This window comes from Fischerella sp. JS2 (assembly GCF_032393985.1).
Lineage (GTDB): Bacteria > Cyanobacteriota > Cyanobacteriia > Cyanobacteriales > Nostocaceae > Fischerella.
Window position 1 is genome coordinate 5163470 of the sequence record NZ_CP135918.1, and the last position, 22523, is coordinate 5185992.

A 22523-nucleotide genomic window follows, 5' to 3' on the forward strand; every position below is an offset into this window, starting at 1 on the left:
GCAAGAGGTGAGAGAATTTTAAGCTTTCTAGGATAGGTGGATACATTGATCACTGAACTACTAACCACTTTGTTACGCAGTAATTCATAAAAACAGAAATGAAGGTTCCACCAGAAATTACTTATCGCAACGTAGATAAAACAGATGCTCTTGATGCTCTAGTTAATGAAAAAATAACCAAACTGGAACAAGTTTGTGATTACATCAGTAGCTGTCACATCGTAATTGAAAAAATTCACGATCGCCCCCGTTCTGGCTCGCCGTACCGAGTGCGAATTGATATGACGGTACCCCCCGGTCATGAACTTGTGGCGGAAAGCAATCCACCAAATGTTAACCAGTATCCACCTTTGGAGTCAGTAATTCGAGATGCTTTTCATGCAGCTACTCGCCAGTTGCGAGAACTCGCCAGACAACAGCGTGAAAGCGATAAATCCAAAACCAACGATAGCGCCCAACAGACAACGGCACTTGTTACCAAGTTATTTCTAGAACAGGGTTACGGCTTCATGAAAACTTTGGACGGTCAGGAAGTTTACTTCCACCGTAACAGTGTACTTCATGATGACTTTGACCGTTTAGAAATTGGTACGGGTGTGCATTGCTTTGTGGAACTCGGTGAAGAAGGACCCCAAGCCAGCACGGTGAAGATTGTTGACAAACCCGGCGTTGGTGCTGGGAAGGCAGAACAAACGATTGTTGAACTGCCATTGGGGTGGCAGGAGTGACACCGTTGATAAATCAGTGAACAGTGATCAGTGAACAGTTATCAGTTATTAATTACTGTTCACTGTAAAAGTGAGTTTGAAAAACATTTTTTGTTCAAATCATCCGAAAAACTAAAATCCTAATTTGTAGATGAGAGTAATCAAACATCAAGAGCCATGATGAACAGTATTACTCAAAAACAGAAAAAGCCTTTTTCTCTATTATTAGCTAGTGTTTGTGGAGCAGCTTCATTATTAAGTGGAATCTTAGGGATATCCTCATCTGCTACTGCTTCTCAACCAACATTATTTTCATGCAGCGCGAAGAATGTCATTGTTGAGGTTAAACGTTCAAACAATGGTACGCTGCGTTATGAAGCATATAACATTCCTACTAATCTTAAACGTCCGGATCTTGCGATTAATAATGGTACAATTAGGCGTGGTCAGAATGGGGAAACTCTTTACAGTTTTAGAAATAATATCTATCAGTATGTTGCAGTAAAAGATAGTGGTTACGGTAAAGTTTTAGTTTATAAAAATGCTAAACTTATTGGCACAAATTATTGTGGAGATATTTAATAATTATGGAATAGAGTAATCCTATTTGATTTGTGAAAAAGCAGAAATTTGAGAGATCAAGGAATAGAGAAAAAGAAGATAAGGAGGAGATATTTCACAACTCCTTGATCTGAATTTCTCACCACAACCTCACAAAGGCTTAGAGTTCCTTTAGTTATTTAAGGTCTGGCTATCCGTGTTTGCTAGCCATTCTCGAATATATTCCATACCTTCTTCTAGAGTTATTTTCGGTTCATATCCTAGCTGGGTTTGTGCTTTTTTGATGGAATAAGCATGAGGACTGGTGGAAAAATCTACAGCTGCTGGAAAAATAACAGGTTGTTTACCCAAAATTCTCATTCTTAACCACTCTAAGCGAATTAGAGATTTGACAATTGGTGCTGGTAGAGACAATGGCGGGGGTACATTTCCAGCTTTAGCCAAACGTGTGTAGTATTCTTTCCAAGAAGTTTCCTGTCCATCAGAAATATTGAAAGCATCTCCGTACGCCTCTTTTTCTATAGCAAGGAAGATTCCGTCGATTAAATTATCTATATATAAATGATTCATAACTCCCCCTCCAGCATCTGGTATGACAAATCTTTTTTGGCGCATTAGTGAAAGGGGACGGATAACCCAGGGGTTGCTTCTTGGCCCATAAACAGCCGTAGGTCTGATAATGATCACCCCAAAATCTGGTGGTGCGTTCAGCTTCAAGATTTCTGCTTCACTTTCTATTTTCGTCAAAGAATATGGATTGTTTTCGCTGCGGAGTGGCCCTTCTTCTGTAACTTGATTGGGGTAGGTGAAGCCATATACTATGACGCTTGAGAGATGGACAAAAGTCTTAACACCAGCGTTTATGGCTGCTCTCGCTATATTGAGAGTACCACCAACATTGACATTACGAAACTCCTCGAGCGATCCTCCTTCTTTGACAAGGGCGGCTGTATGCAGAATAATGTCTACTCCTTGACAAGCTTCCTGTGCCACAATCGGATCACAAATGCTACCAACAATTACTGTTGCGCCTAGACTCTGGGCGATTTTGGCGTTATTGGGATCATTCTCTATTCCTCTAACATGCATTCCTCGTGCGATCGCGAGTTCGGTAGTTCGCAAGCCAATAAATCCACCTATTCCTGTGATCAGGATGGTTTTATTTGTGAGGTTCATAAATACAGATATCCTTTGTGAAAAAAGAGAGTATTTGTTCTTAATTTCATGAACAAATATTCCAGAAGTCTTTTTTTAAGTATTTTTTTGGAGGGAATGAGATACGCAAAGTTGGAGTAGAAGTAAAAAATTTTGTCCTCCTACTCATGGTAAAGATACTTCAAATTAATGCAATCTGTCAGGTGGCGTATCTCTTGAATAGATTTTTAGAAAATATGCTTATGAGAACATTTTATTTATTTTGTTTAGTATTTTAATTAACATATTTTTACTAATTAGCTAAATATAAAAAAACAGTTGAAGCGGGTTGAAAACATTAAGTTATCTCTGATATAAGTTAAGTTGAATCTATGACCAAAATCATTGTTTTTAAATCGAACACAGATGCACACAGATAAACACCGATAGACACAGATAGATTATCTGTATGCATTTGTAGATTTGTTATGCTACATTTAGAAAACCCTTCTGAAGTAAGTAGGTAGAATAGGTCATAAACAATTGTGTATCCATTGGTGGGCAAACAATACCACTACCAGCCAGTGCATTTAGGGTTGCTTCACAATTAATGATTGGTCTTCTACTTTGTAGATACAAATCGGGAATTGTGATTTGTTCTTCTGACCAACGTTCTAATAAGAAAGGTCGTAGGGTATATAAAGGATTTTCTGCTGAGGAGATATCATTAATTAACTTAGTTTGCCATTCTTGATAAGGAATTGCTTCAATAGCAAAACCAAGAGAATGCATCCACTCAAGTAAATTAGATAAAGGAACAGGTACGGGATGCTGTAGATGAAAAGCTTTACCTAGAGATTCTTTTTGTTTAGAAAGATAAACAATGGCTTTGCTGACATAATCAACGGGTGATGCATCCAACCGATAATCTACATCTGGGAAGTATCCCATCTGAATACAACCTTTAATGACTAAGTTGATAAAATCATCTGTATTGCAAGCACCTGTTTTGCTATCTCCTGCAATTAAAGGTGGTCTGTGGATAGTTACAGGGAGTCCGCGATCGCGAGCAATTGTAACTAATTTTTCTGCTACCCATTTTGTTTGCGAGTAACCCAGAAAAATACCTTGCCAATGCTCAAAGCTATCATCTTCTTTGACAACTTTGCCAGCATAAAATGGCGATTCAAATACAGCGACACTGGAAACATAATGTAGTGGCTTGATTTTCAAAAGACACGCCAAACGCAATACTTCTTGTGTGCCTAAAACATTTGGTGTTTTGAGTGCAGAATAAGGATATACATAGTTTAGTGTTGCCGCACTGTGATAAATACTATCAAGATTAGCAGCTAGCATTTCAAAGGCTTCTTTGCTAATTCCTAATAGTGGTTGAGATAAATCACCGATAACTGGGATAATTCTGGGACGAAAAACTTCATTCCAAACTCCATAACTTTGCAAGTTGTTCTTAAGTTTTTGCTTGCCTTCTTCTGGATGAGAAGCACGTACTAAACAATAAATATCGGCATTGGTTTGTTGTAGGAGTTCGTAGATTAAAAAAGCTCCTAAAAATCCTGTTCCACCTGTTAAAAATACGTTCTTTGGTTCAGTTGTAAACACAAAAGAACTAGATGTAGGGCGAATATTTGAGTCGAGAACTGCTTCAGCACTTAAATCTAAGACAGGAGTAGTATTTTTAACCGCTACAGTGTCTTCTAAATCTGCTGCTAATTCTTGTGATTCTTCAGCTAAACGCTGAGAAAGTGAAGCAATAGTTGGATAATGCCATAATAGTGTCGGAGCTACTTTAAATCCAAGCATTTTTTCGGCTTTGGTAACAAGTAGCATCGCCTGAGTAGAATCTAAACCATAACTATCCAATGGTTGTTCTACATCAATTTGGTTTGGTTCTGTTTTGATAACTTCAGCAAGATTAGATAGTAACCAAGCTTGAATTTCTGCTGCTGTTAAAGATTTTTTTGCTGTCATCATATTTAGGCTTCCAATGTAGAATTAACAGGAGTATACTGACTGTAGTAATTTGGAATTTGCAGCCCTTGAGTTTTCAAACTTTGAATTCGGTATAAGTAGGCAGTTCCCATCATGATGTGGTTCGCAACATCCACGACACGACGATGATTTGGATCTGCTAGATAGGAACCTCGTACCCAGTCATTAAAACTACCTATTGCTGGACCACACCAAATTTGATAATCAACTTCTCGACCTTTTTCTCCAGCATGAGACCAACGAGAAGATAACCCTAAATACCAACGAAAAATTAACGCCATTTTCAATTTAGGATTATTCACAGCTTTCCCCAATTTCTCTGGATTTTTTTGAGATAAATAAGAAGCTGTTTCTTCCCAAACTTGAGCAAGTGGCTTACGAAAAACTTGTTTTTCTAGTTTCTCTCTTTCTTGAGTCGGAATCTCATCAATTGAGTTATAATTCCTGTAAATTTCATATAATTTTTGAGCGCGGAGAGGAAACATTGTACCGCGTTTGAGGACTTGCAGTTTTACCCCCATTTCAAACATATCTGCGGCTGGGGCCATCATCACATCAGCCATATCTGCTTGTGCTAACAATTGCTTAGTATGCTGACAACTTCCGGCTTCAATACATGATTGATTAATTGAACCAGTCACCACATATGCAGCACCCATCATAAAAGCAGCTAGTGCAGATTGTGGTGTAGCAATTCCACCTGCAACTCCAACTCGAATCGGTTTTTCATAGTTGTACTGTGCTTGAATTTCATCCCGCAAAGCGACAATTGAAGGTAACAAACAAACCAGTGGACGATTATCAGTATGACCACCAGAATCTGCTTCTGCTGTAATATCATCAGCAAGAGGAATTTTGGTTGCTAAATTAGCTTGTAATTCACTAATTAATCCTTGTGCAACCAATTCTTGCAGGATTTTTTGCGGTGCTGGTTGCATAAATTTACTTGCAACTTCACGGCGGGAAATTTTCGCAATGATTTTGTTTTTTATTTCAATTTCATTAGTTGAATTGACACCTAATCCTGCGGCACGATAATAAACTATGTTGGAAGTAATATCTAAAAAAGCTGAAGCTTCTATGGTTCTTACCCCATATTTGAGGTATAAATCTACAGCACCACGTTCTAGTGCAGGTTCATTAGGACTATGAATTAAATTGAAAGCATAAGGTTCATTTGGTAAGGCGTATTGGATGCGGTTAATAGCTATTTCCAAGCGATTTGGCAGTAAACCACCTGCACCAAAGGAACCTAAAATTCCCTCTTTTCCTAAAGCAATGATCATTTCTTCTGAGGCGATACCACCAGCCATTGCACCGGTAGTATAGGCATATTTCACACCATGAAAAGTAAGAAAATTGGGATCTCCTAATTGTTGTAACCTGATAGGTGGAATCACCATCAAAAGTTCAATTTGTCCTGTTTTACTATTATCAAGAGGAGACAAATAACCGTCGTTGGTGACGCCAATTTTGCCGTCAACTCTCACAATATAACAAAGTTTATCTAAAGATAGGAGTTTTTCTTTGATTTTGCCGGGTTCAAAGGCTACGCAATCTAAAGAACCTTTCCATACTTGATTAAAGTTGCAGAGAGAACCATAAAATTCAAGACCGTTCTCTAGTAGCACATCTACTGTTTTCACCGTAGTGATTCCTCAAATTAAAATATCTAATGAAAAGAGGGGGTTAGGAATGAACTATAAAGGACACAAAGGACACAAAGAAAAAATTTCAAGTAAGGGATTAGTTGTGATTTACGAGAAAATTGCTTGCTAAAATCTTTGCGAACTTTGTGTTCTTTGTGGTTCGTTAGATCAAACACTATCTGGGTGGTAATAAAATATTTTCCAGCAACCTTTACTCACTCAGTAAATTTTCAGCGCAAGCGAGTTGTAGTTGAATTAGTTCGCTGATTTGTTTGCTGAATTCTTGACGAGATTGTAAGAAAGCGTCATGGGTTTTATGAACTTGGAAATTATTGGCGTTAAGTTGTTGGTAATGAGATTGATTAAGGAGAGTAATAGGTTGGGTTGACTCAACAAATTGTACTTCTGCTTTTGGCTCTAAGCTGTTATCCATGATATTTTGTATTGGCATTTTTTCTGGTTGAGTCGCAGGGGGGTTGCTGGGTTGAGATTTTTTGGTAGTTGTGGAGATGTTGCGGAAGAGTTGTTTGTTTTCTTCTGTCAAGATTTTGTCGGTGATGCTTTGTCCACCCAAGGTGACTTTTTTGAGGGTGAGTTTGGATTTTTTATTAGTTTCTGTTACCTGGGTATAGAGTGGCGAGAGGTCAACTGATATTTGATGGCTGACGAGTTTTGCTAGGGCTTTGATGATACCGCTATGGTCGTCTAAACCTCTGCGATTGAGGGATATGGTGATGTGTTCTTTGTTGCTAAGAATTTTATCTATCCAGCGTGAACAAATGTTACCTGCACCTGTTTCGATAAAGATTCTCGCCCCATCGTCGTAGACTCGGTTGACTAGGCGAGGAAAATCTAGCTGTTGCGATAAACCTGTGGCGATACTGTTAGCGATCGCCCCACTCTCTAGTCTCACCGGACCATACTCAGCAGCAGAGTAGAGGGTGACATCTGGTAAGTTTTTCTGGATGGGTAAGGTGTTGACTCTGGCAATTTCGTTATACTCGGAACCCATCGCCTCGCAATGGATCACGTGATCGAAGGGGGCGCGGAAGGCGTTACAGCCTAATATTTGAATGATTCTTTCACAAGCTGCTGGTTGACCAGCGATGACGACTTCTTCTGGTGTGTTGATTTGGGTTAAAAAGACGCGCTTCTCATGTTTGAGGTATTCTCTGACTTGGGATGGGGTTGTCATGAGAACATAGTTCGCCCAGAGGTTATTGTCTTGGGTTGGTGGTAATTGCCAATACTGACGGACGGCGTTTTTTGCACCAGATAATCTGTCGGCGAATAGGGGGGAGGCGTGAAGGGCGCGGATTCCTTGGGTGAAGTTATCCCAGACACCAATAGCAGACATCATACTGGTTTCACCCAAGCTGTAACCAAAGACAAATTCGGGTTTGACTTGGAATTGGTCACGGATGATTTGGGTGATGAATCTGGTAAACAGCATGTCTACGTCGAAGATCGCTAAAGGATCATCGAGAAATTGCTGTTCGAGGGTTTCGAGTTGGCGAGATGAAAGTTTGTTTAAGCTTCTGGGGAAGACGACGCGGGAGATATCAGCGACGAGGTTTTGTAGTTCTTTGATGGCGATGTCGTCGAGGATGTTGGGGAATAGGCGGAAGAGATTACGGGCAATACCTAGATAAGAATTGACTGCTGCTGGGTAAACGTAAGCAACTCCGCCGCGTTTACCGAGGGGTTTGGCTGTGAAGTAACTACCTAATGGTGTTTGCCAATCTTGTTTAGCAAAGGCGTTGTCTATGCCTTTTCTCGCGGCTGCGATTTCTCTGGTGAGTTCGTTTTGGTTGTGTGCCAGAATTACTAAGATGTAGTTGGCACTGGCATCGAGTTTATAGTTAGCAAAAGCTAGGTTAGCAGCATTGGCTAGAGAAGTACCATTATTAACGGTGTTTTCTAGGGTATCAAGTTGGGTGAGTAAATCAGTGCGATCGCGTCCAGTGATCGGGAATAAATAAAAGGGTGTTTGCTGTAGAAATCTGCTGCTGCGTTCTTGTTGTTCTGGTTCTTCTGATAAGATGACGTGGGCGTAACTGCCATCTATCCCCATGCTATTAATGGCAGCAATTCTTTTTGTAGCTTGTTTGTCGAGAAACCAAGGTCTTGATTCAGTGGCGACGTAGAAGGGGGTGTGGGGGGTGTGAGGAGAATTTACTCCTCCTTGTCTCCCTTGTCCGCAATCCCCAATCCCTGACCAATTTGGTGTAGCTGGAATATATCTGTAATAAAGACACAAGGCTGTTTTAATTAAACTAGCAATTCCCGATGCAGTGTATGTGTGACCGATATTAGCTTTAACACTGCCAATGGCACAGTTTAAGTCATTGTCACTTCCTGGATAAGCCTGAAGCAAACCTATGATTTCGGCTTCGTCTTCTTGTTTGTTACCACTACCGTAAACTTCGAGATAGTTAACTTCAGATGGTTTGATACCCGCCATTAACAAAGCTTGCTGACAAACTTGGTGAACTGCTTTAGGATTATTGTTACCCAAACGATCTTGGACAAAACTGATGGCATCAACAGCAGCGTAAATGCGATCGCGTTCTTTTTTGGCAGTTTCATGCAATTTTAAGACTACTGCACCTGCACCTTCTCCAACCATCCAGCCATTGACTTTTTGATCATAGCTGAGGGTGTTTGCACCAGAATTAATTGCTGTTCTTTGATTTCGCAACAATACATTTTCCATCCCGCCAGCTAAATCAATTGCACCCACAAGTACAGCATCTGCTTCTCCAGTTGTGAGTAAATGTTGGGCGACTTCTAAAACTTTGAAAGTGGAATTTTCACCCGCAGTCATAGTAAATACAGGTGCTGTAAAATCCCACAGTGAAGAAATGCGACTCGCCATAATATTGGCGATATAACTCACATATTCGCTGCTTTCAACAGGATGGTGAATACCATCTTTAACGATGGTTTCTAATTGATCAGCTTTATCAGTTGGTAGAGAAATTTCTCCGGCAATTAAACCTTCCTTAATTTGCCAATCTAAATTCCATCTTTGCTGTAAATGATGTGCAGAAAATTCCGTTTCTGCGGCAATGATTACTGCTACATTTGTACCTTCTTTAATGCCTGCATCTTTTAAGGCACGTTCGGCAACTTTCAATAATAATAATTGTTGTTGATTGAGTTTTTCGAGTTCATTCGGTGGAATCTTACTGGAAACTGTATCAATTTCAAAGTCTGTAATGTATGCGCCTAATGGTGGTTTGCCGTCAGCTAAACCGTATTTTTTCAGTAACTCTGGTTCCTTTTCTACCCCGTACCATCTCTGGGCGGGTAGAGGAATAAAATGTTGTCTACCTTCGTAAATACTGCGTTCAAAAGCATCTAAACCATCGCAGCCACCAAAAAAGGCATCCATCCCGACAATCGCGAGTTTGACCGGGTGTAAGGCTTCTTCTGGTGCGACTGGTTCTGTTCCCTTACCTTGTTCTAAAATCATGTGGGCATTAGTTCCGCCCAAACCAAATGCACTGATAGCAGCGCGTTTGATAGGTTGATTTCCCGGCCAATTGGTGGCGCTAGTAACAATGCGTTGCGGTGAGACAACACTGTTGTCTGCACCTATCGGTTCTGTAACATTGATTGTGGCTGGAATCACGCCATTAGACATGCTCATCAGCACTTTAATTAAGCTAACGCTGCCAGCAGCTGTGAGCAAGTGACCGACGTTAGATTTCACAGAACCGAGTAAAGGTGTAGCTTGGTATTTACCGAAGAAGGTTTCGATAGATTGGAGTTCGGTAGTATCACCTAACAACGTGCCAGTCGCATGGCATTCCATGTAATCTATATTGTTAGGATTAATCTGTGCTTCTTCGTAGGCGCGTGCAAACGCGAGGGTTTGTCCTTTAGAATTGGGGCTAAGTAGGTGTTTACCCCGGCCATCATTAGAAAGACCATTGCCCGTGATGGTAGCATAAATGCGATCGCCATCTCTGATGGCATCACTATATCTCTTCAGTACCACCATCCCGGCACCTTCCGCAGTCAGCATCCCGCGTGATAATTTGTCTAGGGGACGGCTGATATCATCATTTTCGGGATATCCTTGAATACCAGAAAACAACATCCTAATAAATAGCGGATCTGCACAGCTAATACCACCAGCTAACATCAAATCAGCTTTGTGTGTCCACAAATAATGAGATGCCAACTTGATAGAATATTGGGGCGATGAACAGGCAGCATCAATACAAAAATGTATATTTGATAATGAGAAAGCTTGGGCGATGATTGCTGCTGGCAAGCCTGATATCATCGCATTGTAGAATGAGGCTTGTTCAGATGAATTTAAAGTAGCTAAATTAAAGTCTTGCTGCTGTAATAATTTTCTGAGTGCTGGTGTGAGGACTTGTTGATAAATAGGTGCGAATAATTGATTAGATGCTTTGGTAGGAAGAGAAAGTGTCCCTAATATGACTCCGCATTGAGAAAGAATAGATTCTTGATTTAAGTAACCGCTATGTTGCAAAGCTTGTTTGGCAACATGCAGTGACCATTTAAAGGTATTATCTAGTTTTTCTAGTAATTCTGCTGGTAGTTTGTAGCCTGTAGGATCAAATTGAAAATCGCGGATGAATCCGCCTTTGAGGGAGTAGATTTTATCTGGTTTTCCTTTACTTGGTTCGTAAAAGATTTGGGGATTGACTCCGAGTTCTTGGGAGGTTATTGATGATGTGGAGTCTTTTTTTTGGATAAGATTTTGCCAAAATTCTTCGGGATTTTTGGCGTTAGGAAATAAGCATGAGAATCCAATAATGGCGATTTTTTCCACGGGGAACTCCTAGGTCTTAATGCTTTAAACGCAGAGGTACGCAGAGTTAGCGCACCAGGTAGCAGAGTTTTTATAGGTGAATATTTAATTGGTATTTAGGATTTTGGGTGCATTAATTTGGCTGGGAAAATAATTCCTTTTCCTCCGAGAAGTTGTGAGTAAATTTTCCCTTGTTTATCATGTACGAAGAAATCAGCAACTACACCTGTTTGGGTTTTACTTTTAACTTCACAGGAGACGTAGAAGGGTTGGTTATAGGGTGTTTTGGCAAATTGTTCGTATTTTTCTTGTTGTCCTGGTAAGCAAATTTCTTGATGATAATGATGTAGCCAAATCCATAAGGGATGGGTACTCAGATCGGTTGTGAATCCATTTATCCAATAGGCTGGAAATTGACCTTGTTTGGTTTTGTCGATTTCTTGCCAAAAACATTCGACGGTGATTTTTTCAGGAGTAATATTGATGACTCTTTTGAGTTGTTGAAAAGCTGGGCCATGAAATAATGCTGATTCTCCTGCTTGATAAAAGTCTTTACCTGTGGTGGTGATGATGTTATCTTCAGTCAAGTTCAGTTTTTCGTAGATGGGGGCGGGAGGAATATCACGCAGGAGTTTCACTTGGGTACTGAAGTGATATATGGTTTTACTTTCTGGTGTTTTACTCCAGATTTTACATAGGAAGTTTATTTCGTGATGATCGAGATTTTTGGATGTTTCTTGTAAGTCGAGAATGTATTCATCAGCTAAGGTTTCGTTAAAGGTAATTCCTTTGAAGATGCGGAAATCTGTGCTACTGAATGCTTTGTATCCTGGATATAATTTTTCACAAACATCGGACATCCATGACACTGCACAGGTTGCTGGTAAAACCGGATTTCCAGCGATGACATGATCCTGTAAAAAGGGATTGGCTGCAAGTGTCAGTTTACGACGGATGCGATAGGTACGAAGTTCAGAATCTAGAGGCGCAGCAGGTGTGGGCATGGGGCTGCCGATCACAAGTTGTGTGGTATTGTGATGAGCAGGATGCAGTTCTCTAACTAACATTTGTGTCCCTGCTTCTACTGGAATAATATCGATTCCCCGACGCGCAAATTCTTTTTTCAATTCTGCTGTCACCATCCCACTATCCCAACCTCCCCAGTTAATTGCAACAACGTGAGATTGAGGATATTTTTGTTTGAATAAGTGGGCTGATTTGTTGAGAATCTCGTTAGCGATCGCGTAATCAGATTGTCCGATATTACCGTAAAAACCAGTTACGGAAGAAAACAAAACCAAATGTTCTATCTGGCTAGGTTTGACACAAAATAAAATATTTTCTAACCCTTGAACTTTGGCTGTATAAACTTTTTCAAAATCCTGTTCTGTTTTCTTTTCAATTAATTTATCGGCTAAATTACCAGCACCGTGAATTATGCCTGTAATTTCACCCATGTGTTCAACAGTCGCAGTTATTTTTTGATTCAAAGCTGAAGTATCAGTGACATCTACGCTAATATATTCAGTTTGTCCACCTGCTTGCTGAATTGCTGCTAATGTTTCTTTAATTTCTCTACTTGATGTCAACTGATTATAAATCTTTTGTACGCTCATGGGCGTAGGCTTCTCTCCCTTTGAAAGAAGATATTCCATGATGCGTTTTTTTAATGTTGCTTCATCAAAACAATTTTGAGCAAAATCCGGTTCTGTTTCTAAAAGTTCCGAACGTCCTAGCAAAATAAATTTACAAGGATGCTGTTGTGCTAATTTAATTACACACTTAGCTGTTATTCCCTTAGCACCACCACTAACAAGAAAAACTGATGTAGGGCGAATTTGAGTTGCTGTAATCATAACTTATCCTTCCGCAGAGATTAACTAAAAATTATGAATTATTACAATTAATTATGAAAATTATTTCTGAAATACTCTCCAATCACAAAACTATTAATACTAATAAAACATCTGTGTTCCATGAGTGTGCATCGGTGTTCGCATAACATCAAAACCTTAAATGCTAATAGATATGACTAACCGTACTACGCCTATTAACTGGAATTTTTTGAGGTGAAGGTTTAAAAGCGATCGCCATCATTAAAAACATCACCATCATGATCGCTATGATTATTGGTAAAGGAACAAAACTGTTCTCTTGGAATTGTGAACTTAACTTTGAACTAGAATGAGAATTAGAATTTGATTTAAGATTAGAAGATGAACTCAAATGAGAATTAATATCAACCAGCCTAATATCACCAAGGTCTTTTTGATTTGGTGACAATTTTATGAAAGAGTTATAATTTTTATAACTATTGGCTTGAATAGATAATTGTGCCTCCAAAGAATTACTGTTATTAAAGTTAATTTTTAATCGATATATTCCTTCTAAATCTGTGTAGGTAATCACTGAATTACCTGCATATGTTAATAACACTTTAGCCCTACTGATTGGGGCTTGTTTTTTTTGGTCAAGAACACGGCCAAGATAGGTAATTGTTTGATGCTTGGACATATCTTCAGTCGGAGTGGGAGTGGGGGGAGTGTGAGGAGTAGGGGGAGTGGGGGAGTGTGAGGAGTGGTGGGGAAAGTGTGAGGAGTAAAAGAAATATTTTATCCTTGTAATTCTCATACCCCTCACACCCCTCATACTCCTCATACCTCTCATACCCCTCACACCCCGTGTCTTATCTGTCGGGTACGCTAACCAAAGTTACTCTTCCCTGGGAACCATAAGCTACTTCGGTAAGATAACGATTGGGGTCGTGAAGTTCAGCAACGATGTGCTGTGCTGATGTTTCGGCGTTAAAATCAGGACTCAGGTCTATTGCCCGACAATATACATTTGGCCATTCCCAAATCATGGTTTTGGTTAATCCAAATAAACCTGCACCAATCGCCCCAAAGTTAACTTTGTGTTCTACTCCAAAAGCCCCATCTAAACGTGCTACGGTACAGAAACAACTGCGTCCGTGATTGGCTGCTGCATTGAGAGATTTTTTCAGGTGTTTCGCTATGAAGAAGACTTGCTTAATAATCGCTTTTTCTTCTGGAAAATAAGCAATCTTACTGTTATCGCTAGCCTGAAAAACGGGGTGAATGTGAATAAATGCGCCAACGTTACCGTAATGAGTAGCGATCGCTGCTAGTTGTTGTTGTAGATGTTCCTCGGTTGCATCTTGTAAGGTAACGCGATTCACACCTGCTGGTAAGGGCGATTTTTCGGGAACTAGGGATGCAGGTAAGTTTAAAACTACTACTTTCCATCCCCGTTGACTCAGTAATTCTGCAACTTTGGTAGTAGTGAGGGAACCATCGTCGGTGATTAAAGCGATGTGTCCCTCTGGTATGGGGAATTCCCAAAAGTCGGGTGGAGGCAGAATTTGCAGCTTGGCTGGACGACGTTGGACGTTAGGTACTGACTCGTCTAGCTGGTTAACAGATTCATGCTGCTGCTTTTTTTTTTCAGCCCCAGCTAGTTTCTGGAGGTACTCAACAATTTGACCGATGGTGCGTAGTTCTGCTAATTCTTCTACATTACTCGGTTTCGGTAGGTCGGGGTATTTTTCTTGTAACGCCCCCATGATTTCTACCCGTTTGATTGAGTCAATCCCCAAGTCTGCTTCCATGTCCATGTCGAGTTCTAACATCTCGACAGGATAACCTGTTTTTTCGCTAGTAATAGCTAACAGGGTTTCAGCTAAGTTACTTAAGTCAACTTCTGCTGCGGGAGTTGCTGTTTCGGTAACGCTGATGATTGGTTCGGCGGCGACTGCGACACTTTCGCTAACTGCGGTGGAGTCGTTGCTGAATTCAGGTACACCAGAGGAGAGGTCGGGGGTGGGGGATAGGGAGGTGGGGGAGTGTGGGGAGTGTGAGAGGTGGGGGAGTGTGAGGGGTAGGGAGGTAAAAATACTTTCTATGTTATCTCCCTTGTCTTCCTTGTCTTCCTTGTCCTCCATGTCCCCTTATCTCCCTTGTCCTCTACTAACGCGGGGGTAAAAACTAACGATTGTAGATACTGGACGATTTGACCGATGGTACGTAGTTCGGCCAGTTCTTCTACATTACTTGGCTTGGGTAAGTCGGGGTATTTTTCTTGCAACGCACCCATGATTTCTACTCGTTTGATCGAGTCAATTCCCAAGTCTGCTTCCATGTCCATGTCAAGTTCTAGCATCTCGATGGGATAACCAGTTTTTTCACTGGTAATGGCTAGCAGAGTTTGATCTAAATCAGATAGATCAATGGTTGGTGCTGGTGTTGCTGGTGGTGTGCTGACAGTCGGTGTCGCAGAGGTTGGGGATTGGGAGGTGGGGAGGTGGGGAGATGGGGAGGTGGGGGAGTGTGGGGAGATGGGGAGGTGGGGAGATGGGGAGTGTGAGGAGTGTGGGAGTGGGGGAAGATATAGAAGTGTTTTCTTGTGTTGTTTCTTTGACTGGTTTGACTTGTGTTATTTGTGTGACTTCTTTGACTTCTTTGATGATTTTGACTTCTTCTGGTGTCCCTATTTTCCCATTTGTAGAAATTACTGGTTGAGAAGTTCCACTCTCGTTGATGAGTTGGGAGTATTCTTGCTGGACGAGTTGGAAGAAGTTTTTGGTGTATTTTACCTGATCTTTGAGATATTGCTCATGAATGCGCAGGGTTTCACCTTGTTGGGCGTGAAACTGCATCATGCTACGGTCTAAGCTTTCGATGATGCTTGGTTTCAGCTTGACTGCATCTGCTGAATGTTTGCCATTAGCAAGCAGGGAATTTTGCTGCTGCATCAGTTGGAAAAAGGTTTTGGCATATTCCACCTGATGACTGAGATAGTGGGAATGAACTTGTAAATTCTCGCTTTGATTTTGTTGAAATTGTGTCAGGACGTATTCTAAACTTTCTAAAACTCTTTGGTAATTTACAAGTTTGTCTGGGATTTCTGGCAGCATTGGGGATTGGGAGGTGGGGAGAGTGGGAGGGGTGTGAGGGGTGGGGATGGAGGATTGGGAATTACCGTTACCGTTGCTTTTTATTTCTTCCCCTTGACCCTTCCCAACTGTGTTTTCTACCAAGTGGAGTTGTTTGCTGTGTCCGTTAGTACCGTTATTACTATTAGTTTGTGGCAATGCGCTCGCACCAGTGGGAACAGGAGTAGAATGTACAGTTATGGTTGTTTCACTGGGTTGCAATTTCACTGTTTGCCCATTCTGCAAAGCTTGCTCAAATGCCATTTTCGTTTTGTCTGATACGTAGTTACTACCGCATAATTTCACGTTCAAACCTTTGTTTTTCGGCGCTTCGGTAATTACTGGTGGCAGTTGGTAGGGGTCGAGGTTTTTTAGAGACATACCCGCAACCCGCAGTTGTACGGCGGCTTCGCGCACAGAACGATCGCTGTTCTTTTGGGCGCTGGGGTTGAGTGCGATCGCCATATGGGGGCGATCGCCTAATATGTCTTTGATGAGGTTGGTGAGAATGTTTCTGGGGCCAAATTCCACGAAGCAGTAACCACCAGCCGCGTAGATGTTTTCAATTTCCTGCTTGAATAGTACAGAGTTAGAAAGGTGGGTTTCGAGGGTTTTTTGGATTAATGCTGGTTCTTTGGGATATTCCTTACCTGTGACGTTGGTGTAAACAGGGATTTGGGGTATTTGGAAGTTAACGTTTTTAATGGCGATCGCAAAGGATTTTTGAGCAAAGGCAATTAACGGTGTATGGAATGCTGCGGATACTGGTAGGGAAACGGCTGCATATCCTTGTTTGTGTAATGCATCCCGCACTTGGGTAATGGCATTGGTGGGGCCTGCTAATACGACTTGGCGGGGTGAATTAAAGTTAGCGATCGCTACCTGGGGATAATTCCTGATTACAGCTTCTACCTTACTCAGGTCTTCTTTGACCGCCAGCATCGCTCCTATATCATAATTGGGATCTTGGGGTGCTGCCATTGCTTGTCCCCGTGCTTTCACAAGGAAACAGTAATCTGCATCACTCAACACTCCCGCCGCCCACAATGCTGTCAGTTCACCAAAACTGTGTCCAGCAACGAAATCTGCCTTAAATCCAGATTGTTGCAGAATTTTATACATCCCTGCACTCAACATCCCAATTGCAGGTTGAGCATATTGTGTCCGTTGTAATGCCGCAACTTGGGCATTCTTTTCTGTCTCTTCAAATACGGGATGGGGAAAAACTATCTCAGATAGTGGCTGCAAGTTATCTTTGCATAATAAGCTATCCATATAGCCATACAGATTCCGCATTTCTGGGAAATTCATGACTAATTCCCGACCCATATTCAAGTATTGCGAACCCTGCCCGGAAAATAAAGCTACTACTTTTCCGGTTAATTCCATACCAGAAGCACGGTAGTAAACACCTTGGGGATGTTCCCAGGATGTGGCTGTTGGTTTGTTTTTCAGCAAGTCGATACTAATTTGCAGTAACTTGCAAGCTTCAGCACTATTCTGGGCGACAAAACCAACTCTCGCAGCACCTTGGGGAATTTCTTTGGTTTTGCAAGCTTCGACCAATTCTACATAATTCTTATTACCCACCTCAGACTGCAATTGAGCTAAAGTTTCCTGACAACTGCTTAATAACTCCTCCGGAGTTTGAGCAAACAGGACTACTTCACTAGGCGCAGTGTGCAAGCGATAAGCTTGGTTGTGTTCGCCTTCGTATTCTTCCAGAACAACATGGTAGTTTGTACCACCAAAGCCAAAGGAACTGACACCCGCCCGTCTTGGCGCTTCCCCTTGTGAGCGAATCCAAGGTCTTGTTTCCGTGTTCAAATAGAAGGGGGAATTCTTGATGTTAAGTTTGGGGTTGGGTTCAGTAACGTTTATTGTCGCTGGTAGGATCTTATGATGAAGTGCCAAAGCAGTTTTAATCAAACTTGCTGCACCAGCAGCCGCTTTTGTATGTCCAATTTGGGATTTGACTGTACCAAGGGCGATGTGATGTCTTTTAGAGTTGTTTTCTGTGAAAAATTCTCGTAAAGATCCGAATTCGGTCGGATCGCCCGCCATAGTCCCTGTACCGTGGGCTTCAATCAGGGAGACAGTTTCTGGCGTAAAGCCTGCATCTTCGTAGGCGCGGCGCAATGCTTGTACCTGTCCTTCCTGGCGAGGGGCGTAAATACTTTTATAACGTCCATCGCTGGATGTACCGATACCCTTAATAACTGCATAAATTTTATCGTTGTCTCGGACTGCATCTTCTAAACGTTTGAGGACAACCATACCAATACCTTCACCCAACATCATGCCATCGGATTGGGTATCGAAGGGTCTAACAACGCCGCTAGGAGTTACCGCCGGGGTTTTACTAAAACTGATATAAGCTGTGATTGAGTTATCAGTATCAACGCCGCCAGTCAGCATCATGTCACAACGATGCTCAACTAACTCGCTAATTGCCATTTTCAGGGCTGCGAAGGAACTAGCACAAGCAGCGTCAACTGTACAATTTATCCCGCCTAAATTCAAACGGTTGGCAATACGTCCGGAAATGACGTTCGCTAACATTCCGGGGAAAGCGTTTTCATCCCACTTGACGTAAGCACTTTTGATTTTCTCAATGATTTTTTGGGTATCTTCATCAGATAAGCCACTACTTTTGAGGGCTTTCTCCCAAATTGGATATTGTAGACGGGCAGAAAGGGGAATTCCTAATTTTAGGGCTGCTGATCCTAAAATGACGCCAACAGTCTCACGACTAAATTCCCGGCTTTCGCTGTAGCCAGCATCTTCCATTGCTTGTTTGGCAACTAGCAAGCTCAATAGTTGCGAAACATCTGTAACTTCTAAGATATTTGGCGGAATGCCAAAATCCATTGGGTTAAAATCAACATGGGGGAGAAATCCACCTCTTTTACAATAGGTTTTATCTTCTGGTGTTCTGGGGTTGGGGTCGTAGTAATCTTCCACACTCCAGTGTGTGGGTGGAATGTCGGTTATACAGTCGAGTTTATTAACTATATTTTGCCAATATTCCCGCAAGTTTCTAGCTTGGGGAAATAAAGAAGCCATACCAATAATAGCAATAGGATTATGCTGCAATTTTCTGTTTATTTTTTCGATTCCCATAGATTTATCCGACATCCTTTTTTTGACCTCAAGAAACCTCGTCACTGCCTTTTCACAATTGTTTATCTGTTCTTCCAATTGCGCTAAGGCAATCTCAATTGAATGAGCAGACATAGAAGATAGATTAATTTTTGGTAATGTGGATGATAGAACTGCTACAATTTCTGTAGCGAATTAATGCAGCAGTTATCCTATGCAAAAAAGCTAAATACTTGTATTGACATCAGCACCCAATATCAAATGTCACCCTGAGAATTTTGGATTTTGGATTTTGGATTTTGGATTCATATTTTTTGGAATATCAATTCTACAATCACAAATCTAAAATCTCAAATTGGTTAACTAGATGAAAATAATTTTGCTTGTGTCTGTTGCAATTAGAGCCAAAATATTACACAACGCTCGACTCCTGAGATTGTGGTAATAAGTCGATGACGTTGTTGTAACTAGTAAAGTAGTCTTGTAGTGCGTTAGCAGCCTGACCGGTGAACTCTATCCATTCGTAATTATGGAGATTAGGCGAGATGCTCTCACACTGGAACAGTGGAAACTTAGGAGTAACTAAGAGGACAGAAACGCTTTTTAATTCTGAGCCAGTTTGATTATCTAGCTTAACTGCGGCAATATAGTTGGTGTTAATAATAACGTTCTGAATCTTGATAAATGCCATAGCAGTTTCGACTTCCAAGATAATATATTCTATGAATTTTGTCAAAGATTATTTGACAAATTCGTTACAAAAAAACACCTCTTTTCATCTGAATTCATAAGCCACTTGTACAAATAATTGAACTAAGTAGAAAACAGAAGGTAAAAAGAAGGTTGTAGACGCGCGAGAGACTTCCCATAAACGTGTGGCGGAAACCTCTACTCAAAGCTTCAAAGAGGCATAAGGCAGAAGAAAAAAGCTGCTTGCTGATTTGATTTCAATAGTTGGCATTTTACGTTTAATTATGTCCACTTACTGAATCATTAATGATGACATTCGAGCTTTTTAGTGATTAGTTATTTACTCTCAATTAATTAATTATTAACTCACTAATAAGCTTTTATGCCTGAAAGAATGACAATTAATACCAAGATTAGCATAAGCAGCATGAACTGGATTGTTCGTAGAAGGCAATTTTTAAAAAAATCTCATCTAAACTTGAAAATTCTCAAAAAGTAGCATTTCTTACTATTGAATAAAGGTGGAAAGTAAAAACTGCTATGGGGTAGAGATAAATTTACTCAATAACTATTGGTTTAGGAATTAAATTAACAATGTTATTAATAAATTTTTGTAGTAGATGAACATCAGTATATTTTTCATGACAAGCTGATAATTCAGCTAGAAATGATGCTGTTTTTTTAATAAAAATCAACTAGATATATTAAGAGGTTATTTAAGTCAATATTTATTTACATTATTGAGATTGGTTAATTGTTGGTTGTTAATGGTTAGTGGTTATACCGTTTCACTATAAGTCTGATACATTTGGCGACCAAGAAGAAACAAAAGGGAGACAAGGAGGACAAGACAAGGGAGAAGATTTGTATCAATAAATTTGTGAAATGGTATTAGTGGTTAGTAGTTATTGCTTTACTACTCCTCACACCACCCCACCACCACCCCCCACCTCCCCACCTCCACCTCCCCACTGCCCCTAATCCCCACCAGGGGCCTAGGTGAGTTCCCATCACCCTACTCCCCCACCTCTACTGGCTTTTTTCCCAGTCCACTTTTCCCAACGGATGATTTCGCGACTGACTAATTCTGGGTTTTGATCTGCGATAAAACAGATACGCCCCATCCTTTCACAAGCATTTAGAATTTCACCATTTCCCATAAATGGAGCAATGACAAATTGATCTTTGTGACTTGTATAAAGATTGATGAGGTAATTGATTACTCCCTCTATACCTTCAATATGAATTGGTGTTTGTGGCTTTGATATTGATTGATGAGAAAAGATGCCAATATACATGTTACTAATTATTAATTCATACTGATATGGCATCCGAGTTTTACTGCAAAACTCATAAATGTTATCTTGGGAACGTATCACCGCCACAATTCTTGCTTCATCGACCAAGTAATCATGGTTCCAAGTAGGTGCTAGAGTAGCGATCGCTAAAGCTGCATTTGAGGGTAATAGTTGTCTAAAACCTTGACTACTGGTATCGCCACAATAAACTAAATGTCTACCCAGTATTAATTCATCACCAACTTTTACTTGTGCTTCTTTGAGAATAATGGTTGCTTTGTTATCTGTCTGTTCTAACCGATTGGCAGCTTTTTTCACAGCTGACTTTGCTTGTTTTTGAGCGATCGCACTTTTGAAGGCTAATAATTGTAACTCCTTTTGCTTGGCTCGTGATTGCGCTGCTAACTGGGCTTGTCGTTCGGCTTCTTGTTCTTCTCCCTTGGCTTTGGCTAATTGTGCAGCTTCTTCCGCTTGTTCTGCTAAGGTACGTTCAGCAGTAGCAGTTCTGGCTATTTCTAGCTGTGCTGTAGTACTTTTAGCCAATGGTGTTTCTTTAATTAGCTGTTTTACTTCCGAATGAATCGCCTTGGCGATTTGTAAGCCTTGCTGCAAAGTACGTTCAGAGAAACCTGTTTGTTTGGCGATGTCCCGAGTAGTTTTGGCTGGTGGTGAAATGGTTGCACTACCTTTGAGGGTATATTGATTATCTCCTGGTTTCGCCCTCAGTCCCATACGTTGGAGAATCTGTTCCCGTTCTAACCACAACTCATTACGTTCTAAAGGTTCTAGCTCATTGCGAATCAAATTTTCGTCTATTTCCGCTAGACGAGATTGCTCAGCATCTTCATAATTAACAACATTGCACTCAATTTCTTCTAAACCCAGCATTTGGCACGCCGTCAAACGGTGCAGCCCAGCAATCAGGTTATGATTTTGATCTACCGTGATAGGGTTTAAAAGCCCATTTGCCTGAATCGATTCTTTTAAATCCTTAACTTTTTCGCCATTTAATGGACGACGATTCACACCAATTTTGATTTTTGCTATAGGTATTTTAGGCATAATTGCTGTTTTTCTAAGTCGTCAGTGAGAATACCCGCAAGACGATAAACCCGATCTTATTTCATCAGTGTGATCACAAACATGAATTTTGTAAGAACTCTGATGAGGATGTCTTATGATTCATGGACATTCGATTTTGGATTTTAGATTTTGGATTGATTCCACAGATAAATTGGGGGGCTATATTTTTCTTTTTACGACCTTATTGAAGCCAATAATCCGAAAAAAGTTCCCCATAGGAACTTTTAGTTGATAAAGAAAATTGATAATTAGGCGTGGGGAGTGTGGGAAGTGTGGGGAGAATAATATAGTAGTCCCCCTCGTCCTCCTTGTCGTCCTTGTCTCCCCTGTCCCCTTTCCCGATTCTCAATCCCCAATTACTAGCTTGACAAAATCAAACTTTTTTGCCATATTGGGAGGCAAGTTTTTTGATGCCCATACCATTGCCGCTTCGTTTTATTTCCAGTTTCTGTTTGGACTTAAAGTTTTTTAGTTTAGTTTTATATTGTTCAGGGGTTACTTTACCTGTTTTCTACCAAGAGTAAAATTGAGAAAATTTTGGTG

The 22523-nt window shown here is 40.7% G+C and carries 10 protein-coding genes and 1 pseudogene; 2 read left to right on the plus strand and 9 right to left on the minus strand.

Annotated features, from left to right (window positions below):
• Window positions 1–98: 98 nt before the first annotated feature.
• Together RS893_RS21960 and RS893_RS21965 are read left to right on the plus strand one after the other, a co-directional pair.
• On the plus strand, window positions 99–728 hold the full coding sequence (locus RS893_RS21960) for an HPF/RaiA family ribosome-associated protein (protein WP_315787828.1): 630 nt from the start codon (window positions 99–101) through the stop codon (window positions 726–728).
• A gap of 156 nt (window positions 729–884) precedes the next feature.
• Window positions 885–1289: a hypothetical protein gene (locus RS893_RS21965; RefSeq protein WP_315787829.1), complete on the plus strand. Its 405-nt coding sequence runs from the start codon at window positions 885–887 to the stop codon at window positions 1287–1289.
• Window positions 1290–1439: 150 nt separating this feature from the next.
• Here the strand turns inward: RS893_RS21965 and RS893_RS21970 are convergent, their stop codons facing one another.
• From RS893_RS21970 to RS893_RS22010, 9 genes and pseudogenes are all read right to left on the minus strand, one after another.
• A complete protein-coding gene (locus tag RS893_RS21970) occupies window positions 1440–2444 on the minus strand; it encodes an NAD-dependent epimerase/dehydratase family protein (protein WP_315787830.1) in 1005 nt (334 codons plus the stop codon).
• Window positions 2445–2888: 444 nt separating this feature from the next.
• On the minus strand, window positions 2889–4394 hold the full coding sequence (locus RS893_RS21975; protein WP_315792070.1) for a thioester reductase domain-containing protein: 1506 nt from the start codon (window positions 4392–4394) through the stop codon (window positions 2889–2891).
• 5 nt (window positions 4395–4399) lie between these two features.
• On the minus strand, window positions 4400–6061 hold the full coding sequence (locus RS893_RS21980; protein ID WP_315787831.1) for a PfaD family polyunsaturated fatty acid/polyketide biosynthesis protein: 1662 nt from the start codon (window positions 6059–6061) through the stop codon (window positions 4400–4402).
• Between the two features lie 214 nt (window positions 6062–6275).
• A complete protein-coding gene (locus RS893_RS21985; RefSeq protein WP_315787832.1) occupies window positions 6276–10877 on the minus strand; it encodes a PfaB family protein in 4602 nt (1533 codons plus the stop codon).
• 95 nt (window positions 10878–10972) lie between these two features.
• Window positions 10973–12712, minus strand: a complete 1740-nt coding sequence (locus RS893_RS21990; RefSeq protein ID WP_315787833.1) for an SDR family NAD(P)-dependent oxidoreductase — start codon at window positions 12710–12712, stop codon at window positions 10973–10975.
• Window positions 12713–12875: 163 nt separating this feature from the next.
• Window positions 12876–13370 carry a hypothetical protein gene (locus tag RS893_RS21995; protein WP_315787834.1) on the minus strand — a complete coding sequence of 165 codons (495 nt, stop codon included), beginning with the start codon at window positions 13368–13370 and terminating at the stop codon, window positions 12876–12878.
• 172 nt (window positions 13371–13542) lie between these two features.
• Window positions 13543–19044 (minus strand): annotated as a pseudogene (locus RS893_RS22000) (beta-ketoacyl synthase N-terminal-like domain-containing protein).
• Between the two features lie 277 nt (window positions 19045–19321).
• Entirely contained in the window at window positions 19322–19600 is a 279-nt protein-coding gene (locus RS893_RS22005; protein ID WP_315792071.1) for a hypothetical protein, read from the minus strand.
• 1009 nt (window positions 19601–20609) lie between these two features.
• Complete coding sequence (locus tag RS893_RS22010; protein WP_315787835.1) at window positions 20610–21959, minus strand: ParB/RepB/Spo0J family partition protein; 1350 nt, start codon at window positions 21957–21959, stop codon at window positions 20610–20612.
• Between the last annotated feature and the right edge of the window lie 564 nt (window positions 21960–22523).